Below are 13,245 nucleotides of genomic sequence, written 5' to 3'. Positions count from 1 at the left end.
TATGCTTAAACGTTCAAATCTAAGCAATTATTTTTTGAGAAGTAAAGCTTAAAATACCCCAGAATTTAAAAGCTTTAGGTTGTGAAAACTAAAGCTCAAAAATTATTTAAATAATAAATTGAAAATAAAAACTATAGGGTCAAGCCCGGAAGAAAAGTTTTGTTTAATCTTTTGATTACACTAGCCGTGGAAAAAACCATTTGAAATGAAATCTTATTTAAAAAGATTTGTCAAAAAATATAAGGAAAGTAAATAAACACCCCAATAATTAGTGCGATTACGGCTGCAATAAAGACCGCACCCGCCGCAATATCTTTTATATGGCCAATTTTACTATGAAAATCTGGATGCACAAAATCTGCCATTGCTTCCAAGCCTGAATTTAGACCTTCAGCAGTCATTACAAGGCCTATGGCTACAAATTGAAACATCCATTCGGTTTTGGTGATACCAAAGAAATAACCGGCAACACACATAATTATAGCAAGCACAAATTGCACCTGTATGCTCTGCTCGTGTTTTAATAACAACCAGGCACCTTTAATGGCATAGCCGCCTCCTCTTATTCTTTTTCCGAGGAAACTATCCCGCATTATAACAGGGTTTTAAGAGCGGCGAGATAATCTGGTTCTTCACCAATTTCAGGAACTTGCTGGCTATGAATTACATTTCCGTTTTCATCTAATACAATTACTACACGAGAAAGTAAAGCTTCAAAAGGACCATCCATAATTTCCAGGCCGTAATCTTTTCCGAAGTTTCTATCTCTAAAATCTGATAGGTTGATTACATTTTCTAAACCTTCATCGTTTACAAAACGCTTTTGGGCAAATGGTAAATCACGGGAAATACAAAGTACAACCGTGTTTTCAAGCTCGGTAGCCCGCTCATTAAATTTTCTTACAGAAGTTGCACAAACACCTGTATCTATACTGGGAAAAATGTTTAAAATAACGCGTTTTCCTTTAAAATCGTTTAAAGTTGCGGTACTAAGATCTGATTTAATGAGAGCGAAATGTGGTGCTCTCTCTCCCTTTTCTGGAAGGTTGCCATAGGTGTTAATTTTTTCACCTTTTAATGTTATCTGCGACATGAATGTTTGCTATTAAATTGGATTGATAAATTTAGAACATCTGTTTTAGGGATTTACTAAAATTATCATAAAAACAAAGGGCTGCCTTAATATAAGACAGCCCTTTTTGCTTTATAATCAAAACGCGATTTCTAACGGTCTATAGAACCAACTACTTTTTGCATAAAGTTGTTACAGGCATCCTTTTCTGGAGTTCCCCCATCAATAGAATGCTTAACTTCTACAGCGCCACATAAATTCGAGATCAATTCACCTATTACATCCATTTCCTCGTCTTTTACCGAACGATGTTCAGAATAGCTTTCAAGGACTTCTATGGTATGTTCCAGTTTTTGAGCTTCGTTCTCGCGTGCTAAATGTTTAATTACTGGTAACTTCATTTACTAGGTCTTTTAGAGGTTCAAATTTATTAGTTTGTACCTGATTAACGAAACTTCCGTTTTTAAAAGTGGCAAAAGTTGGTAGGTTATCTACATTAGCCATTTTTCTGGATTCCGGATACTTTTCAGCATCTACCAATAAGAACGTTGCGTTCTCATTTTCTGAAGCCAATTTTTTAAATTTAGGCTTCATTAGTCGGCAGTTACCGCACCATCCGGCCATATATTGTACCACAACGGTTTCATTATCTGAAACTATTTCGTTTAAATTATCTTGTTCTAGTTCTTTTATCATAACAATCTCTTTCCCTTTACTCTTAGTTTAAGCTTAGGTAAGAAGCAACTCCGTCTCTATCGGCGTTCATTCCTTCTTTACCTTCTTCCCAGTTTGCAGGACAAACCTCACCTTTTTCCTGTACGTGAGTATAAGCATCTACAAGTCTTAAGAATTCTGCTACGTTTCTACCAAGTGGCATATCGTTTACACCTTCGTGGAAGATTTTTCCATCTTCGTCAATAAGATAAGTAGCACGGTAAGTTACGTTGTCACCTTCTAAAGTAACATCTCCGGTTTCTTCGTCATAAGACTCTCCGGTAATGTCAAGAATTCCAAGACGAGAACTTAGGTTTCTGTTAGAATCTGCAAGGATTGGGTATTTAACGCCTTCAATTCCTCCGTTATCTTTTGGAGTATTTAACCAGGCGAAATGTACTTCTGGAGTATCACAAGAAGCTCCAACTACCATTACATTTCTTTTTTCAAATTCTTCAGCTGCTTTTTGGAAAGCGTGCAATTCTGTTGGGCAAACAAAGGTGAAATCTTTAGGGTACCAGAATAACAATACTTTTTTCTTGTTTTTCTGAGCTTCTTCCAAAATATTTAGTTGAAAGGTATCACCCATTTCATCCATTGCGTTTACGCTTAAATTTGGAAATTTTTTTCCTACTAATGACATATTAATTCTGTTTTTTATTGGTTTAACTTCTATTGTAATTCTGGTGCAAATTTAAAGAAAGTTTCCCCTTAAAAAAGTTATTAAAATTTTAAAATACTATACAATAATAAGTTTTGTTTATTGCTTTTGTAAAATCAAATAGAGAAGTCTTATTTAAGAAGTGTTTCACCCGTAAATACAGGCCGTTTAAGCAGTTTGAGTTTTAGAAGATTCGCTTAATTCCTTGATTTTTATACTGAAAGCAGCAAAAAGTAGCGTCATAAACGGACTTAAATAATTAAAGAAAGCATAGCCGGCATAACTTAGAGTTGGAACACCTAAAACACCGCTATGGTATGCACCACATGTATTCCAGGGAATTAATACTGAAGTCACAGTCCCGGAATCTTCCAGGGTTCTACTTAAATTTTCGGGAGCAAGGCCTTTATCACGATACGCTTTGGCAAACATTTTTCCAGGAACTACAATAGCTAAATATTGGTCTGATGCAGTTGCGTTTAAAGCCAAACAGCTAAAAACCGTACTGGCAAACAAACCAAAGGTGGTGTGAAATAAATTCAATAAAGCTTTACTTATTCTGGCAAGGGCGCCAATCGCTTCCATAATTCCGCCAAAAACCATTGCACAAATTATTAGCCAGATCGTGCCCAACATTCCCGCCATTCCACCGGCAGAAAATAAATCGTTTAAATTTTCATTATCGGTTTCTACAGCGGTTTCTACAGTAATTGCCTGCATTACGCCCCGGTAACCACTAACAAAATCCAGGTTTGTAGTTCCTGCAATTTGTGCTACAATATCAGGTTGAAAGAATAAGGCTGCAGCAGCACCGAGTAGCGTTCCCAATAATAAAGCGATTAAGGGGGAAGTCTTTTTTACGATTAATGCAATTACAATTACTGGTACTAAAAATAACCAGGGAGATATTTTAAATGAATTTTCTATGGAAGCAAGAATAGCTGAAGTATCGGTAGTGCCGGAAGTATCTAAATTAAGTCCGATTATTACAAAAATAATCAGGGTTATTGTAACCGTGGGAACGGTGGTAAGTGTCATATATCGAATATGCGTAAACAAATCGGTTCCCGCCATTGCCGGTGCGAGGTTGGTGGTATCGCTTAAAGGCGATAATTTATCCCCAAAATAAGCTCCAGATAGAATTGCCCCTGCAGTCATACCTACCGAAATCCCTAAAGCTTCCGCAATTCCTATTAGTGCAATACCCACAGTGGCTGAAGTTGTCCAGCTACTTCCGGTTGCTACTGAAATTACCGCACAAATAACCACACAGGCAGCCAGGAAAATTGTAGGATTTAAAATTTGTAACCCATAATAGATCATTGTGGGAATAATTCCTGAAATAAGCCAGGTTCCGGCCAACGCGCCCACCATTAATAAAATTAGAATTGCCCCGGCAGTACTTTGTATATTTCCCGCAACTTCGTCTATCATTTTGTCGTACTCCACATTATGGAAATAGCCAACAACAGCTGCAACAGCACCACCAAGCAATAAAACAAATTGATTGGAACCACTTAATGAATCGTCTCCAAAAACAAAAACATTAAAAGCAAGCATTGCGATAAGTGCAAAAACAGGAATTAATGCGGGCCAAATGCCGAGTTCTTTATTCGTAGGAATTTGTTCAGCTTGGGACGGGTTTTGGTTTTCCATTAAGGCTTGAAGTATATGTTTAAAACCTTATTAAAAAGGTTTTCGGTTGAATTTATTTTAATCAGATTTTTCTATTCGCCTGTAATTTTACGATTTTACAGGAAAATGAGCAAGTTTTCTATAAAACTATAAATTGATTAAAATTTATATCCAACTCCAAACTGTACTCCAAAGGTGGTAAGTTTTTGGTGGTAATTCTTCTCTTCAAAAGGAATTACCGAATATCTTCTAAAATTAGGATTTACGTAAATGTTGAAGTTATTAAACGCATATTGGGCGCCTAATCCAAAACCAACACCAATTCCCGCTTGTGGATCTACAGATTCACTTTCTGATCCTTGAAAATCCATTACCGGGCCACCATTTACAAAGAAATAATCTAAGAAATTATAATTAGCAAAAATAGGAATAGAAGTGGTTTGTAATTCTTCAGAACGTGTAGTTTGTTCGGGCATCGGTGCTGAAGTAATGAGCACATCACCACGCCAGTAGTTTAGTCCGGTTTCCAGGGATAGGTTATCGGTTACAGAAAGTAAATATCTGAAGCCGAATTCATATGAGTTTTCAATGTCAGCACTGCCGCCACCATCAATTCTTTCACTCCGTAGTAAATCGCTATTAGTAAACCCGTAATAAAGCCGAACTTCATTTTGAGTTTGTGCAAAAGCACTAAGGCTAAAAAATAGGAGGAATAGGGGGAGTTGTAGTTTTTTCAAAATGAATTATTTATGTATTCTTATTTTGCCACCGGTTGTCGATAACGTTTATAATCTGTAAGTTAGTATTTGCTATTTTATAAAAAATAGTATTCTTTCAATATAGTATTATTCCGCGTAAGTCTTCCTTACTGTCCTGCATTTTTCCTAATTCTGGAAACTTCGCAAGTAAGTCAAGAATATTTTGAAACCTGTTTCGAAAATTTTTAGCAGAAGTTTCTCCGAAATTTTGCTGAATTCTTTTCAGAATAATTACATAATTGGAAAGTGCTTTTGCGGACCATTTAATTTTTAATTCCATCCGAGATTTTTCCGAATTTCATCCATTGCCAAATCGTGGTCAATTAAATTACTTGAATCTTCTGAATCTTTTAAACTCTGGTAGGTTTTTTCCTTTTCTTCTACGCTAAGCTGCTCTAAAAGTTCACCTTCTGATAAAGTGTTTCTATCCAGAATACTATACACTTGTTCAAGAAAAAAAGTATTTTCAGATCTTTCAACAATATTTATAATTTTTCTCTTCAAGACTGAATTCATAGCCTAATTTTTTATAAATATAATAATTATAAAAGAAAACCCTTACAGAATACAATTTGCTGCAAGGGTTTTTAAATTATGTTTAAGATAGCTTAAACCATCTCGTTACTCAAAATACCAACTTCTTCCATACAGGATTTCATCATCTTATAAGTGCGTTCAATATTATTATCTAAACCAATAGAAAAACGAATAAGTCCGTTGCTTAGGCCCATTTCCTCCTGCTCTTCGATTGGGATTTCAGAAGATGTAGAACTTCCGGGAGCGCTAAATAGTGTTTTGTAAAAGCCTAAACTTACCGCGAGGTAACCCAGGTTTTTTTCCTGCATTAATTCCATTAAAGCATTGGCTTTATCCAGGCTGCCAACATCTATGGTCAATAAGCCTCCAAACCCATAATCTTCATTCATCATTTTTTTAAAAGTCTGGTGCCCGGGATGATTCTTTAAGCCTGGGTAAACAGTTCTTAAGCCGTCTTCCTGGAATTTTTCAGCTAAAAACATGGCATTATGGCTGTGTTGCTTTATCCTAATATGCAAGGTTCTTAAATTCTTTAAAACCGAAGCCGCCCGCATACTGTCCATTGTTGGTCCAAGTAGCATGTTTGCGCCGTCATTCACACTGCGAAGTGCGTTAATAAAATCCTGGCTTCCGCAGGTAACACCGCCAACCGTATCGCTGCTACCGTTAATAAATTTGGTTAGACTATGAATTACGACATCGGCCCCCAATTCTTTCGGACTTATAGAAAGCGGGGAAAAGGTATTATCTACCACGAAAGTGAGCTTATGCTTTTTGACGATTTTTGCTAAAGCTTCAAGATCTGCAACTTCTAAAAGCGGATTACTAACCGATTCGCAGTAAAGCACTTTGGTATCTTTGGTGATCGCTGCTTCAACACTTTCAAGGTTTGTAATATCTACAAAAGAAGTCTGAATATTGAACTTCGGAATAAAATTCTTCATAAAGGCATAAGTCCCGCCATACACCGTTCGGCTGGAAACAATATGATCTCCCGCCTGGCATAGTTGGAGCAGGGTAGAAGTGATAGCGCCCATTCCGCTGGCTGCTACATTAGCAGTTTCGGTGGCTTCCATCGCTGCAAGCGCTTCACCCAAATATAAATTTGAAGGTGAAGAATGCCTGGAATAAAGGTAGCAACCCTCAGAATTTCCTTCAAAAGTATCGAACATGGTTTTTGCGGAAAGGAAAGTATAGGTTGAAGAATCGGAAATTGAAGGATTTACCCCTCCAAATTCGCCAAAATATTGAAGGTCCTGGATGTTATCTGCAGGTTTATATTTCATCTTGATCAAGTTTATTGTTATCTCAAAACTAAGCTTTAACTGAATTAAAATCAATAGTATTAGTTTTATTCAGTATATAAAACTATAAATAAGGTGTATTGTAGAATTATAATTACTTATTGTTTAATTTTGTAGTTCAACTTAGAAAATTTTTCAGTATGAAATTAGACCAGAAAGACCTGCAAATTTTAAAACATCTCCAGCAGGATAGTAAAATGACAAATAAGGAGATTTCTAATAAGTTGAAACTTTCGGTTACCGCGATTTTTGAAAGAATTAAACGTTTGGAACGGGAAGGGGTAATTTCAAAGTATGTCGCATTGGTTTCGCCGGATAAAGTGGAAAAGAATTTTATGGTTTTCTGCCAAATAAAACTCATTCAGCATTCACGCTCTTATTTAACCAAATTTGAAAGTGAAGTCACCAGGCTTTCGGAAGTTTTGGAATGCTATCACGTGAGCGGCGAATATGATTATATCTTAAAAGTTATCGTGAAAGATATGGAAGCTTACCGTGAATTTATGGTAACTAAACTCACTAATTTAGATCATATAGGCAGTACACAAAGTACCTTTATTATAAGTCCGGTAAAAAGCACCACGGCAGTACCCCTTCAGTAATTCGGTTAAATTAATATTAAAAATATTAAGAAAATCACAAATAAATTATAATGAAATATTTATAATAAGTTTTGATTAAATAATTTTTATTTTAGATTTTAAGGTGTCTTGCAGGAATCTATAATTTATTGAATACTAATGAAATAAAAGCTTTTTCATCTTCTCTTTAAAAGTAAAAACTCTTCAAATTTTCTTTCCTTATATCAGTGTCAGAAGCTCTTTCTGGTTGGTTTTCAGCAATGAAGCCATATGAAATAACAAAATAATATTGTATATTAACAAGCATCGAAAGAAAGTGGGGTTTATCATTTATCTCTTCCACGCTTTTATATGTTTTAGATTAACCATTCAACTGAATAACCAGATATTTTATGACTGAAGAGCAAACTAAATCTCTGCAGCTCCTTGATAGGAGAAAGAACATTGTAGCCAACGGAGTTGGTGTTTTCAATACAGCCACCGTTAAAAAGGCAAAAGGCGCCATCATAACAGATGTAGACGGAAAAGAACATATAGATTTTGCCGGCGGGATTGGTGTGGTAAACGCAGGCCATTGTCCCGAACCTGTTGTAAAAGCTATACAGGAACAGGCTGAAAAGTATCTTCATACCAGTTTTAATGTAGTTACTTATGAACCTTATATTCAACTTTGTGAAGAACTGGCTGAAATCCTTCCGCACGGGGAGAAAACAAAAGCAATGCTTATTAGCACCGGGGCAGAAGCCGTAGAGAATGCGATTAAAATTGCCAGGCAGGCTACAAAAAGGCCAGCGGTAATTTGTTTTACAGAAGCATATCACGGTCGTACTCTAATGGGTATGAGCCTAACCAGTAAAGTAAACTACAAATTTTCTTCAGGGCCTTTTGCTCCCGAAGTTTACCGAATCCCTTTCCCCAATTTTTACAAATATCACGGTACACAAAGTATGGAAGAGTTTGTAGAAACCGAGCTAAAAAGACTTAGGGAAAGCGCCCATAGCATGGTTGATATAAACAGTGTTGCTGCTATCATCGTGGAGCCAATTCAGGGAGAAGGTGGTTTTAACCCAATTCCGCAAAAATACCTGGAAGGACTTCGCTCTTTTTGTGACGAACACGGTGTTTTGCTGATTTTTGATGAAATTCAAAGCGGTTTCTGCCGCACGGGTCATTGGGCTAGCTGGCAACATTATGGGGTACAACCTGATATTAGTACTTACGCTAAATCTATGGGCTCCGGACTTCCTATTGCCGCTGTACTTGGCAGGGCCGAAATTATGGATGCTGCAGAATCGGGTACTATTGGTGGCACTTACATTGGTAGTCCTGTTTGTTGCGCCGCGGCTTTGGCTACTATTCAGTTAATGAAAGATGAAAACCTTAATGAAAGAGCAATTTATATTGGTAAGATCATTAAAGAAAGAATGGAAAATTTCAGGAAAGAATGTCCTGAAATTGGGGATGTGCGAGGATTAGGTGCAATGATAGGAATAGAATTTATAAAAGATAATGATCCCGGCAACCCACATACAGAACTATGCGCCAATATTGTAAAAGGTTGTGCCCAGGATGGGTTAATTCTAATAAGCGCCGGTACCTTTAAAAATGTACTAAGAATATTATGCCCCCTTGTAATTACCGATGAACAACTAAATAAAGCGCTGGATATTCTTGAAAACCAAATAAGAAAAAACACCTAAATATTAAGAGTTGTAATTCTCCAAAAGGAAGATTCAAAGAACTTGGTGCGCTTATTTTTAACTTAAATTAATTGTCAGGTATTCAGTCTTTTATAACAGTATAGATTGAATACTTAAACCCTGGAAAATATTTTCTACGGATAATAAGAAATAAAAAATATATGAATCCATTTGCAATAGCAGGAATACAGATGAAGGTTTCCGCAGTCGCCTCTAACGTAGAGATGATGAAGCTGAAACTTGATATTACCATGAGCCTTTACCCCTGGGTAGATATGGTAGTTTTTAGTGAGTTATGTGGCTACGGCCCTTTAACACATAATGCCCAGGAAATACCGGGTAATTTTGAAAAAGAAATGCAGGCTATGGCCAAAAAACACGGGATTTGGTTACTCCCGGGATCTATTTTTGAAAAAAGCGAAGGGAAAATTTATAATACCGCTACGGTTATTAATCCAGAAGGTGAAATAGTTACCCGGTATAGAAAAATGTTTCCTTTTTATCCTTACGAAGTAGGAGTAACCCCGGGTTCCGGGTATTGCGTTTTTGATGTGCCGGGAGTGGCAAAATTTGGAGTGTCCATTTGTTATGATATGTGGTTTCCCGAAACAGTGCGTACCCTCGCAGTTATGGGAGCAGAAGTTATTTTGCACCCTACCATGACCGGTACTATAGACAGGGATATAGAATTATCAATAGTAAGAGCTATGGCCGCGGTAAATCAGTGTTATTTCTTTGATGTAAACGGACTTGAATCTGGAGGTAATGGAAGATCGCTGGTTTGTGGGCCCGATGGCCGGGTTATTTATCAGGCCGAAGGCAATGAAGAAATTTTTCCGTTGGAACTTAATATTAACAGGGTGAGAAGAAGCAGGGAACTCGGCGTTTTACGTTTAGGGCAACCATTAAAAAGCTTTAGAGATCATATTGGTGATTTTAATATTTATCAAAAAGGTACGCAATTGCCGTATCTCAATTCCCTGGGGCCGCTTATTAAGCCTACCAGGTTAGATAATCTTGCCAAGTTAAAAATGAAAGAACATGAATATGAACCACCTGAAAATCCTACAGGATATAAAGGATTTGGAGCATAATTAAAAAACAGAAACTATGGGAGGAACATCACAAAAGAAGAAAAAAGAAAGACAGGAAGAAACTGTAAAAGATTTTATTAGCTGGTTTGAAATTCCTGCAATTAATTTTCAGCAAGCGGTAGATTTTTATAACCGTATTTTCAAAATAGATATGGAAACTCAGTTTGACGGAAATTACGCCATGGCGTTTTTTCCCGCAGAACAGGGTATTGGCGGGGCGATTGTAACCGGGCCAAATTCTATTCCGGGTATAATAGGGCCATTGCTTTATCTCAATGCTGGAAAGGACTTAAATCGAATTTTAAATAGAGTTGAAGCAGCCGGAGGAAGAATTGTGATGACCAAAACCCTGATTAACCCTGAATCGGGATATTTCGCAATTTTTATTGATTCTGAAGGAAATAAACTCGCTTTACACTCAAAAGAATAATTATGCCAGAGAAAAAATTAGATAGTGCACATTATTATAATATCGCTCAACTTAGAGTAGAATCCTGGAATACCTTAAAAAGTGAGTCTACAAAACTTCATTCTTTTCCCCGTGGATCGGAAGATGAAAAAACACATAAAAAAATTCTTGGGCAGCTTTTAAAGGATCTTGAGGGCGTAGAATGCTTTTTTGCATTTCCGGGTTTATCCTGTATTGATTCTTTAAGGGAAATGTTAGAAAGACAGGAACACACAGCCCTGTCCCATAAAATTGCAGAAATCACAAAAAACTTAGTAAGTGACCGGTATAGAAGCAATCCAGATTTTTTGGAAGATGAAGATCCCGGCACAGATCTTTCCGATAAAGGAGAATATACCGAAGTAGCGAAGAAAAATTATTTTGAGGTCATGTTTGTGGAAGATATTTCTCAGGCAGAAGAAAATAAACTCAGGAATGACCTAAAAGAAATGCGACTTTCTAACGAGCAGTTTGCCTATGGGATTGTAGTACAGCGTTCTTTTGAAGATGCTTTAATCGCGCTTCAGTTTAATTTCAATATCCAGGCGGTTGTAATTCGTTATGCGCCTCCTTATCATTCTAAAAAGATCACTCCCGTAATTAAACCTTTTATTCAGAATATTTTAAAATTGAAATATAGTTCCAAAGCACCTACTGAGTTAGGTCCAATTTTAGGAACGATGATAAAAAAATTCAGGCCTGAACTGGACACTTATTATGTAACTGATACAGCCTTAAGTAATTTAAAGGACAGCACTCTAAAAACTTTCAGAAGAATTTTTTATAGAACTGAAGATTTACAGGAGTTGCACCTTACCGTTATTAGAGGAATAAGCGAACGCTATGAAACTCCATTTTTTTCAGCCTTAAAGGATTATAGTAAAAAACCTACCGGGATATTTCATGCCATGCCAATTTCGCGAGGTAATTCTGTTTTTAAATCCAGGTGGATCAATGATTTTGGAAATTTTTACGGTCGTAACATGTTCCTGGCAGAAACATCTTCTACCACCGGTGGTTTAGATTCCTTATTGCAGCCAACCGGTTCGCTCAAAAAAGCACAGCAAAAGGCCAGTGACGCTTACGGTTCAAGAAACACCTATTTTGTCACCAATGGTACTTCTACCGCCAATAAAATTGTAGTGCAGGCTTTGGTAAAACCGGGCGATGTAATTTTAATAGACAGGGATTGCCATAAATCGCACCACTACGGACTTGTATTGGCAGGAGCTTATCCCGTTTACCTGGATTCTTACCCCATAGAAGAATATTCTATGTATGGAGCGGTACCGCTCGAGCAGATAAAAGAAAAATTGCTCCAGTTAAAAAAGGCCGGAAGGTTAAGCCTGGTTAAAATGCTACTGCTTACCAATTGCACTTTTGACGGACTGGTTTATAATGTTGAAAAAGTAATGCAGGAAATACTGGCCATTAAGCCAGATATGGTTTTTCTCTGGGATGAAGCCTGGTTTGCATTTGCCGGTTTCACCTATAATTATAAGCAACGAACCGGAATGTTCGCAGCGCAAAAGCTATTTAATAAATACCAAACCGATAGTTACCGGGAAGAATACAACGCGCATATTAAAGAATTGAAAAAGAATGAAATACCAAGGTTGCCAAACCCCGATGAGGTGAGAATTAGGGTTTATTCTACACAGAGTACCCATAAAACCCTTAGTAGTTTTCGCCAGGGTTCTATGATACATATTTGGGATGAAGATTTTCGTAAAAAAAGCGAAAATACTTTTATGGAAGCCTATATGACGCATACTTCAACTTCTCCTAATTACCAGATGCTCGCTTCGCTGGATGTAGGAAGGAGACAGGTACAATTTGAAGGTTATGAGCTGGTAGAAAAGAGTATAGAATTGGCTATGGTCTTAAGAGCTAAAGTGAACGATCATCCTAAATTGAAGAAATATTTTGATGTGTTAACCATAGGAAATTTTATCCCAAAGAAACATCGTAAATCTGGCATAAAAGAATATTATAATTCCAAAGAAGGTTGGAACAGGATGGAAACCGCCTGGGAACAGGATGAATTTGTTTTAGATCCTACTAAAATCACTTTGCATATAGGAAGAACAGGAGTTGATGGCGATACTTTTAAGAACAGGTATCTAATGGATAAATTTAATATTCAGATTAATAAAACCTCAAGAAATACGGTTTTGTTTATGACGAATATTGGAACTACCAGGGGAAGCGTCACCTATTTAACCAATGCACTATTGAAGATAGCCGATGAGCTGGATCAGGAATTCAAAACCTTGAGCCAGAAAGAAGGGAATAACCGCAGGGACCGCATTAAATCTTTAACCGAAGATTTCCCGCCTTTACCCGATTTTAGTTATTTCCACCATTCTTTTCAGGCCGTTCCAGGAGTTCCGGGAGGAAATATTAGAGAAGCATTTTTTCTAGCATACAACGAAGAAAATTACGAATACATGCCACTAACCGATTGCTTGCCGGCAATGGAAGAAAACAGGGTTCTGGTAGCTTCATCTTTTATAATTCCTTATCCCCCAGGATTTCCGGTACTTGTTCCCGGCCAGGTGGTAAGTAAGGAAATTATAAGATTTCTTACCGCCCTCGATGTCTCTGAAATTCACGGCTACCGGGCAGATCTTGGTCTAAGAATTTTTAAAGATAATGTGCTAAACCGCCAAAAAACAGTGAGTTCTATGGGCTCCATGGGGAATAATGCGAAAAAGAAAATCACTAACTTAAAAAATTAA

Annotated in this window: 15 protein-coding genes; 5 read left to right on the top strand and 10 right to left on the bottom strand. The window is 37.0% G+C overall.

Going from position 1 to position 13,245, the window contains the following annotated elements; translation table 11 throughout:
* Positions 1–230 precede the first annotated feature (230 nt).
* The 10 genes from B5488_RS05685 to B5488_RS05640 form a co-directional block, all read right to left on the bottom strand.
* Positions 231–593 carry a diacylglycerol kinase gene (locus B5488_RS05685; RefSeq protein WP_079734380.1) on the bottom strand — a complete coding sequence of 121 codons (363 nt, stop codon included), beginning with the start codon at positions 591–593 and terminating at the stop codon, positions 231–233.
* Complete coding sequence (tpx, locus tag B5488_RS05680) at positions 593–1,093, bottom strand: thiol peroxidase (RefSeq protein ID WP_079713623.1); 501 nt, start codon at positions 1,091–1,093, stop codon at positions 593–595. The genes B5488_RS05685 and tpx overlap by 1 nt, the downstream gene beginning before the upstream one ends.
* Before the next feature lie 131 nt (positions 1,094–1,224).
* Positions 1,225–1,473: a DUF6952 family protein gene (locus B5488_RS05675; RefSeq protein ID WP_075327298.1), complete on the bottom strand. Its 249-nt coding sequence runs from the start codon at positions 1,471–1,473 to the stop codon at positions 1,225–1,227.
* Positions 1,454–1,768 carry a thioredoxin family protein gene (locus B5488_RS05670; RefSeq protein ID WP_079734379.1) on the bottom strand — a complete coding sequence of 105 codons (315 nt, stop codon included), beginning with the start codon at positions 1,766–1,768 and terminating at the stop codon, positions 1,454–1,456. Before B5488_RS05670 ends, B5488_RS05675 begins: the two co-directional genes overlap by 20 nt.
* A gap of 22 nt (positions 1,769–1,790) precedes the next feature.
* Positions 1,791–2,429: a peroxiredoxin gene (locus B5488_RS05665; protein ID WP_079734378.1), complete on the bottom strand. Its 639-nt coding sequence runs from the start codon at positions 2,427–2,429 to the stop codon at positions 1,791–1,793.
* Positions 2,430–2,615: 186 nt separating this feature from the next.
* Positions 2,616–4,103: a Na+/H+ antiporter NhaC gene (gene nhaC / locus B5488_RS05660; RefSeq protein ID WP_079734377.1), complete on the bottom strand. Its 1,488-nt coding sequence runs from the start codon at positions 4,101–4,103 to the stop codon at positions 2,616–2,618.
* A gap of 137 nt (positions 4,104–4,240) precedes the next feature.
* Positions 4,241–4,819 carry an outer membrane beta-barrel protein gene (locus B5488_RS05655; protein ID WP_170065268.1) on the bottom strand — a complete coding sequence of 193 codons (579 nt, stop codon included), beginning with the start codon at positions 4,817–4,819 and terminating at the stop codon, positions 4,241–4,243.
* A 97-nt stretch (positions 4,820–4,916) separates the two neighbouring features.
* Positions 4,917–5,120, bottom strand: a complete 204-nt coding sequence (locus tag B5488_RS05650) for a type II toxin-antitoxin system RelE/ParE family toxin (protein WP_079734375.1) — start codon at positions 5,118–5,120, stop codon at positions 4,917–4,919.
* The gene (locus B5488_RS05645) at positions 5,111–5,356 is read right to left on the bottom strand and encodes a hypothetical protein (protein ID WP_079734374.1); all 246 of its coding nucleotides are present in this window, start codon (positions 5,354–5,356) and stop codon (positions 5,111–5,113) included. The genes B5488_RS05650 and B5488_RS05645 overlap by 10 nt, the downstream gene beginning before the upstream one ends.
* A 92-nt stretch (positions 5,357–5,448) precedes the next feature.
* Positions 5,449–6,663: an aminotransferase class I/II-fold pyridoxal phosphate-dependent enzyme gene (locus tag B5488_RS05640; RefSeq protein WP_079734373.1), complete on the bottom strand. Its 1,215-nt coding sequence runs from the start codon at positions 6,661–6,663 to the stop codon at positions 5,449–5,451.
* Positions 6,664–6,821: 158 nt separating this feature from the next.
* Between B5488_RS05640 and B5488_RS05635 the strand changes: the two genes are divergently transcribed.
* The 5 genes from B5488_RS05635 to B5488_RS05615 all read left to right on the top strand — a co-directional run bounded on the left by B5488_RS05635 (position 6,822) and on the right by B5488_RS05615 (position 13,245).
* On the top strand, positions 6,822–7,283 hold the full coding sequence (locus B5488_RS05635; RefSeq protein WP_079734372.1) for an Lrp/AsnC family transcriptional regulator: 462 nt from the start codon (positions 6,822–6,824) through the stop codon (positions 7,281–7,283).
* Between the two features lie 371 nt (positions 7,284–7,654).
* The gene (locus B5488_RS05630) at positions 7,655–8,962 is read left to right on the top strand and encodes an aspartate aminotransferase family protein (protein ID WP_079734371.1); all 1,308 of its coding nucleotides are present in this window, start codon (positions 7,655–7,657) and stop codon (positions 8,960–8,962) included.
* Between the two features lie 161 nt (positions 8,963–9,123).
* Positions 9,124–10,056: a carbon-nitrogen hydrolase family protein gene (locus B5488_RS05625; protein ID WP_079734370.1), complete on the top strand. Its 933-nt coding sequence runs from the start codon at positions 9,124–9,126 to the stop codon at positions 10,054–10,056.
* 16 nt (positions 10,057–10,072) lie between these two features.
* Positions 10,073–10,486, top strand: coding sequence for a VOC family protein (locus B5488_RS05620; RefSeq protein WP_079734369.1), 414 nt, complete (start codon positions 10,073–10,075; stop codon positions 10,484–10,486).
* Between the two features lie 2 nt (positions 10,487–10,488).
* A complete protein-coding gene (locus B5488_RS05615) occupies positions 10,489–13,245 on the top strand; it encodes an aminotransferase class I/II-fold pyridoxal phosphate-dependent enzyme (protein ID WP_079734368.1) in 2,757 nt (918 codons plus the stop codon).

The sequence above is a fragment of the Salegentibacter salegens genome (assembly GCF_900142975.1).
Lineage (GTDB): Bacteria > Bacteroidota > Bacteroidia > Flavobacteriales > Flavobacteriaceae > Salegentibacter > Salegentibacter salegens.
This window is presented reverse-complemented; position numbering and strand designations above follow the sequence as displayed.

Excerpts from the sequence above, each read along its gene's own strand:
- B5488_RS05685 (WP_079734380.1), bottom strand. The coding sequence starts at position 593 with ATGCGGGATAGTTTCCTCGGAAAAAGAATAAGAGGAGGCGGCTATGCC.
- tpx (WP_079713623.1), bottom strand. The coding sequence starts at position 1,093 with ATGTCGCAGATAACATTAAAAGGTGAAAAAATTAACACCTATGGCAAC.
- B5488_RS05675 (WP_075327298.1), bottom strand. The coding sequence starts at position 1,473 with ATGAAGTTACCAGTAATTAAACATTTAGCACGCGAGAACGAAGCTCAA.
- B5488_RS05670 (WP_079734379.1), bottom strand. The coding sequence starts at position 1,768 with ATGATAAAAGAACTAGAACAAGATAATTTAAACGAAATAGTTTCAGAT.
- B5488_RS05665 (WP_079734378.1), bottom strand. The coding sequence starts at position 2,429 with ATGTCATTAGTAGGAAAAAAATTTCCAAATTTAAGCGTAAACGCAATG.
- nhaC (WP_079734377.1), bottom strand. The coding sequence starts at position 4,103 with ATGGAAAACCAAAACCCGTCCCAAGCTGAACAAATTCCTACGAATAAA.
- B5488_RS05650 (WP_079734375.1), bottom strand. The coding sequence starts at position 5,120 with ATGGAATTAAAAATTAAATGGTCCGCAAAAGCACTTTCCAATTATGTA.
- B5488_RS05645 (WP_079734374.1), bottom strand. The coding sequence starts at position 5,356 with ATGAATTCAGTCTTGAAGAGAAAAATTATAAATATTGTTGAAAGATCT.
- B5488_RS05640 (WP_079734373.1), bottom strand. The coding sequence starts at position 6,663 with ATGAAATATAAACCTGCAGATAACATCCAGGACCTTCAATATTTTGGC.
- B5488_RS05635 (WP_079734372.1), top strand. The coding sequence starts at position 6,822 with ATGAAATTAGACCAGAAAGACCTGCAAATTTTAAAACATCTCCAGCAG.
- B5488_RS05630 (WP_079734371.1), top strand. The coding sequence starts at position 7,655 with ATGACTGAAGAGCAAACTAAATCTCTGCAGCTCCTTGATAGGAGAAAG.
- B5488_RS05625 (WP_079734370.1), top strand. The coding sequence starts at position 9,124 with ATGAATCCATTTGCAATAGCAGGAATACAGATGAAGGTTTCCGCAGTC.
- B5488_RS05620 (WP_079734369.1), top strand. The coding sequence starts at position 10,073 with ATGGGAGGAACATCACAAAAGAAGAAAAAAGAAAGACAGGAAGAAACT.
- B5488_RS05615 (WP_079734368.1), top strand. The coding sequence starts at position 10,489 with ATGCCAGAGAAAAAATTAGATAGTGCACATTATTATAATATCGCTCAA.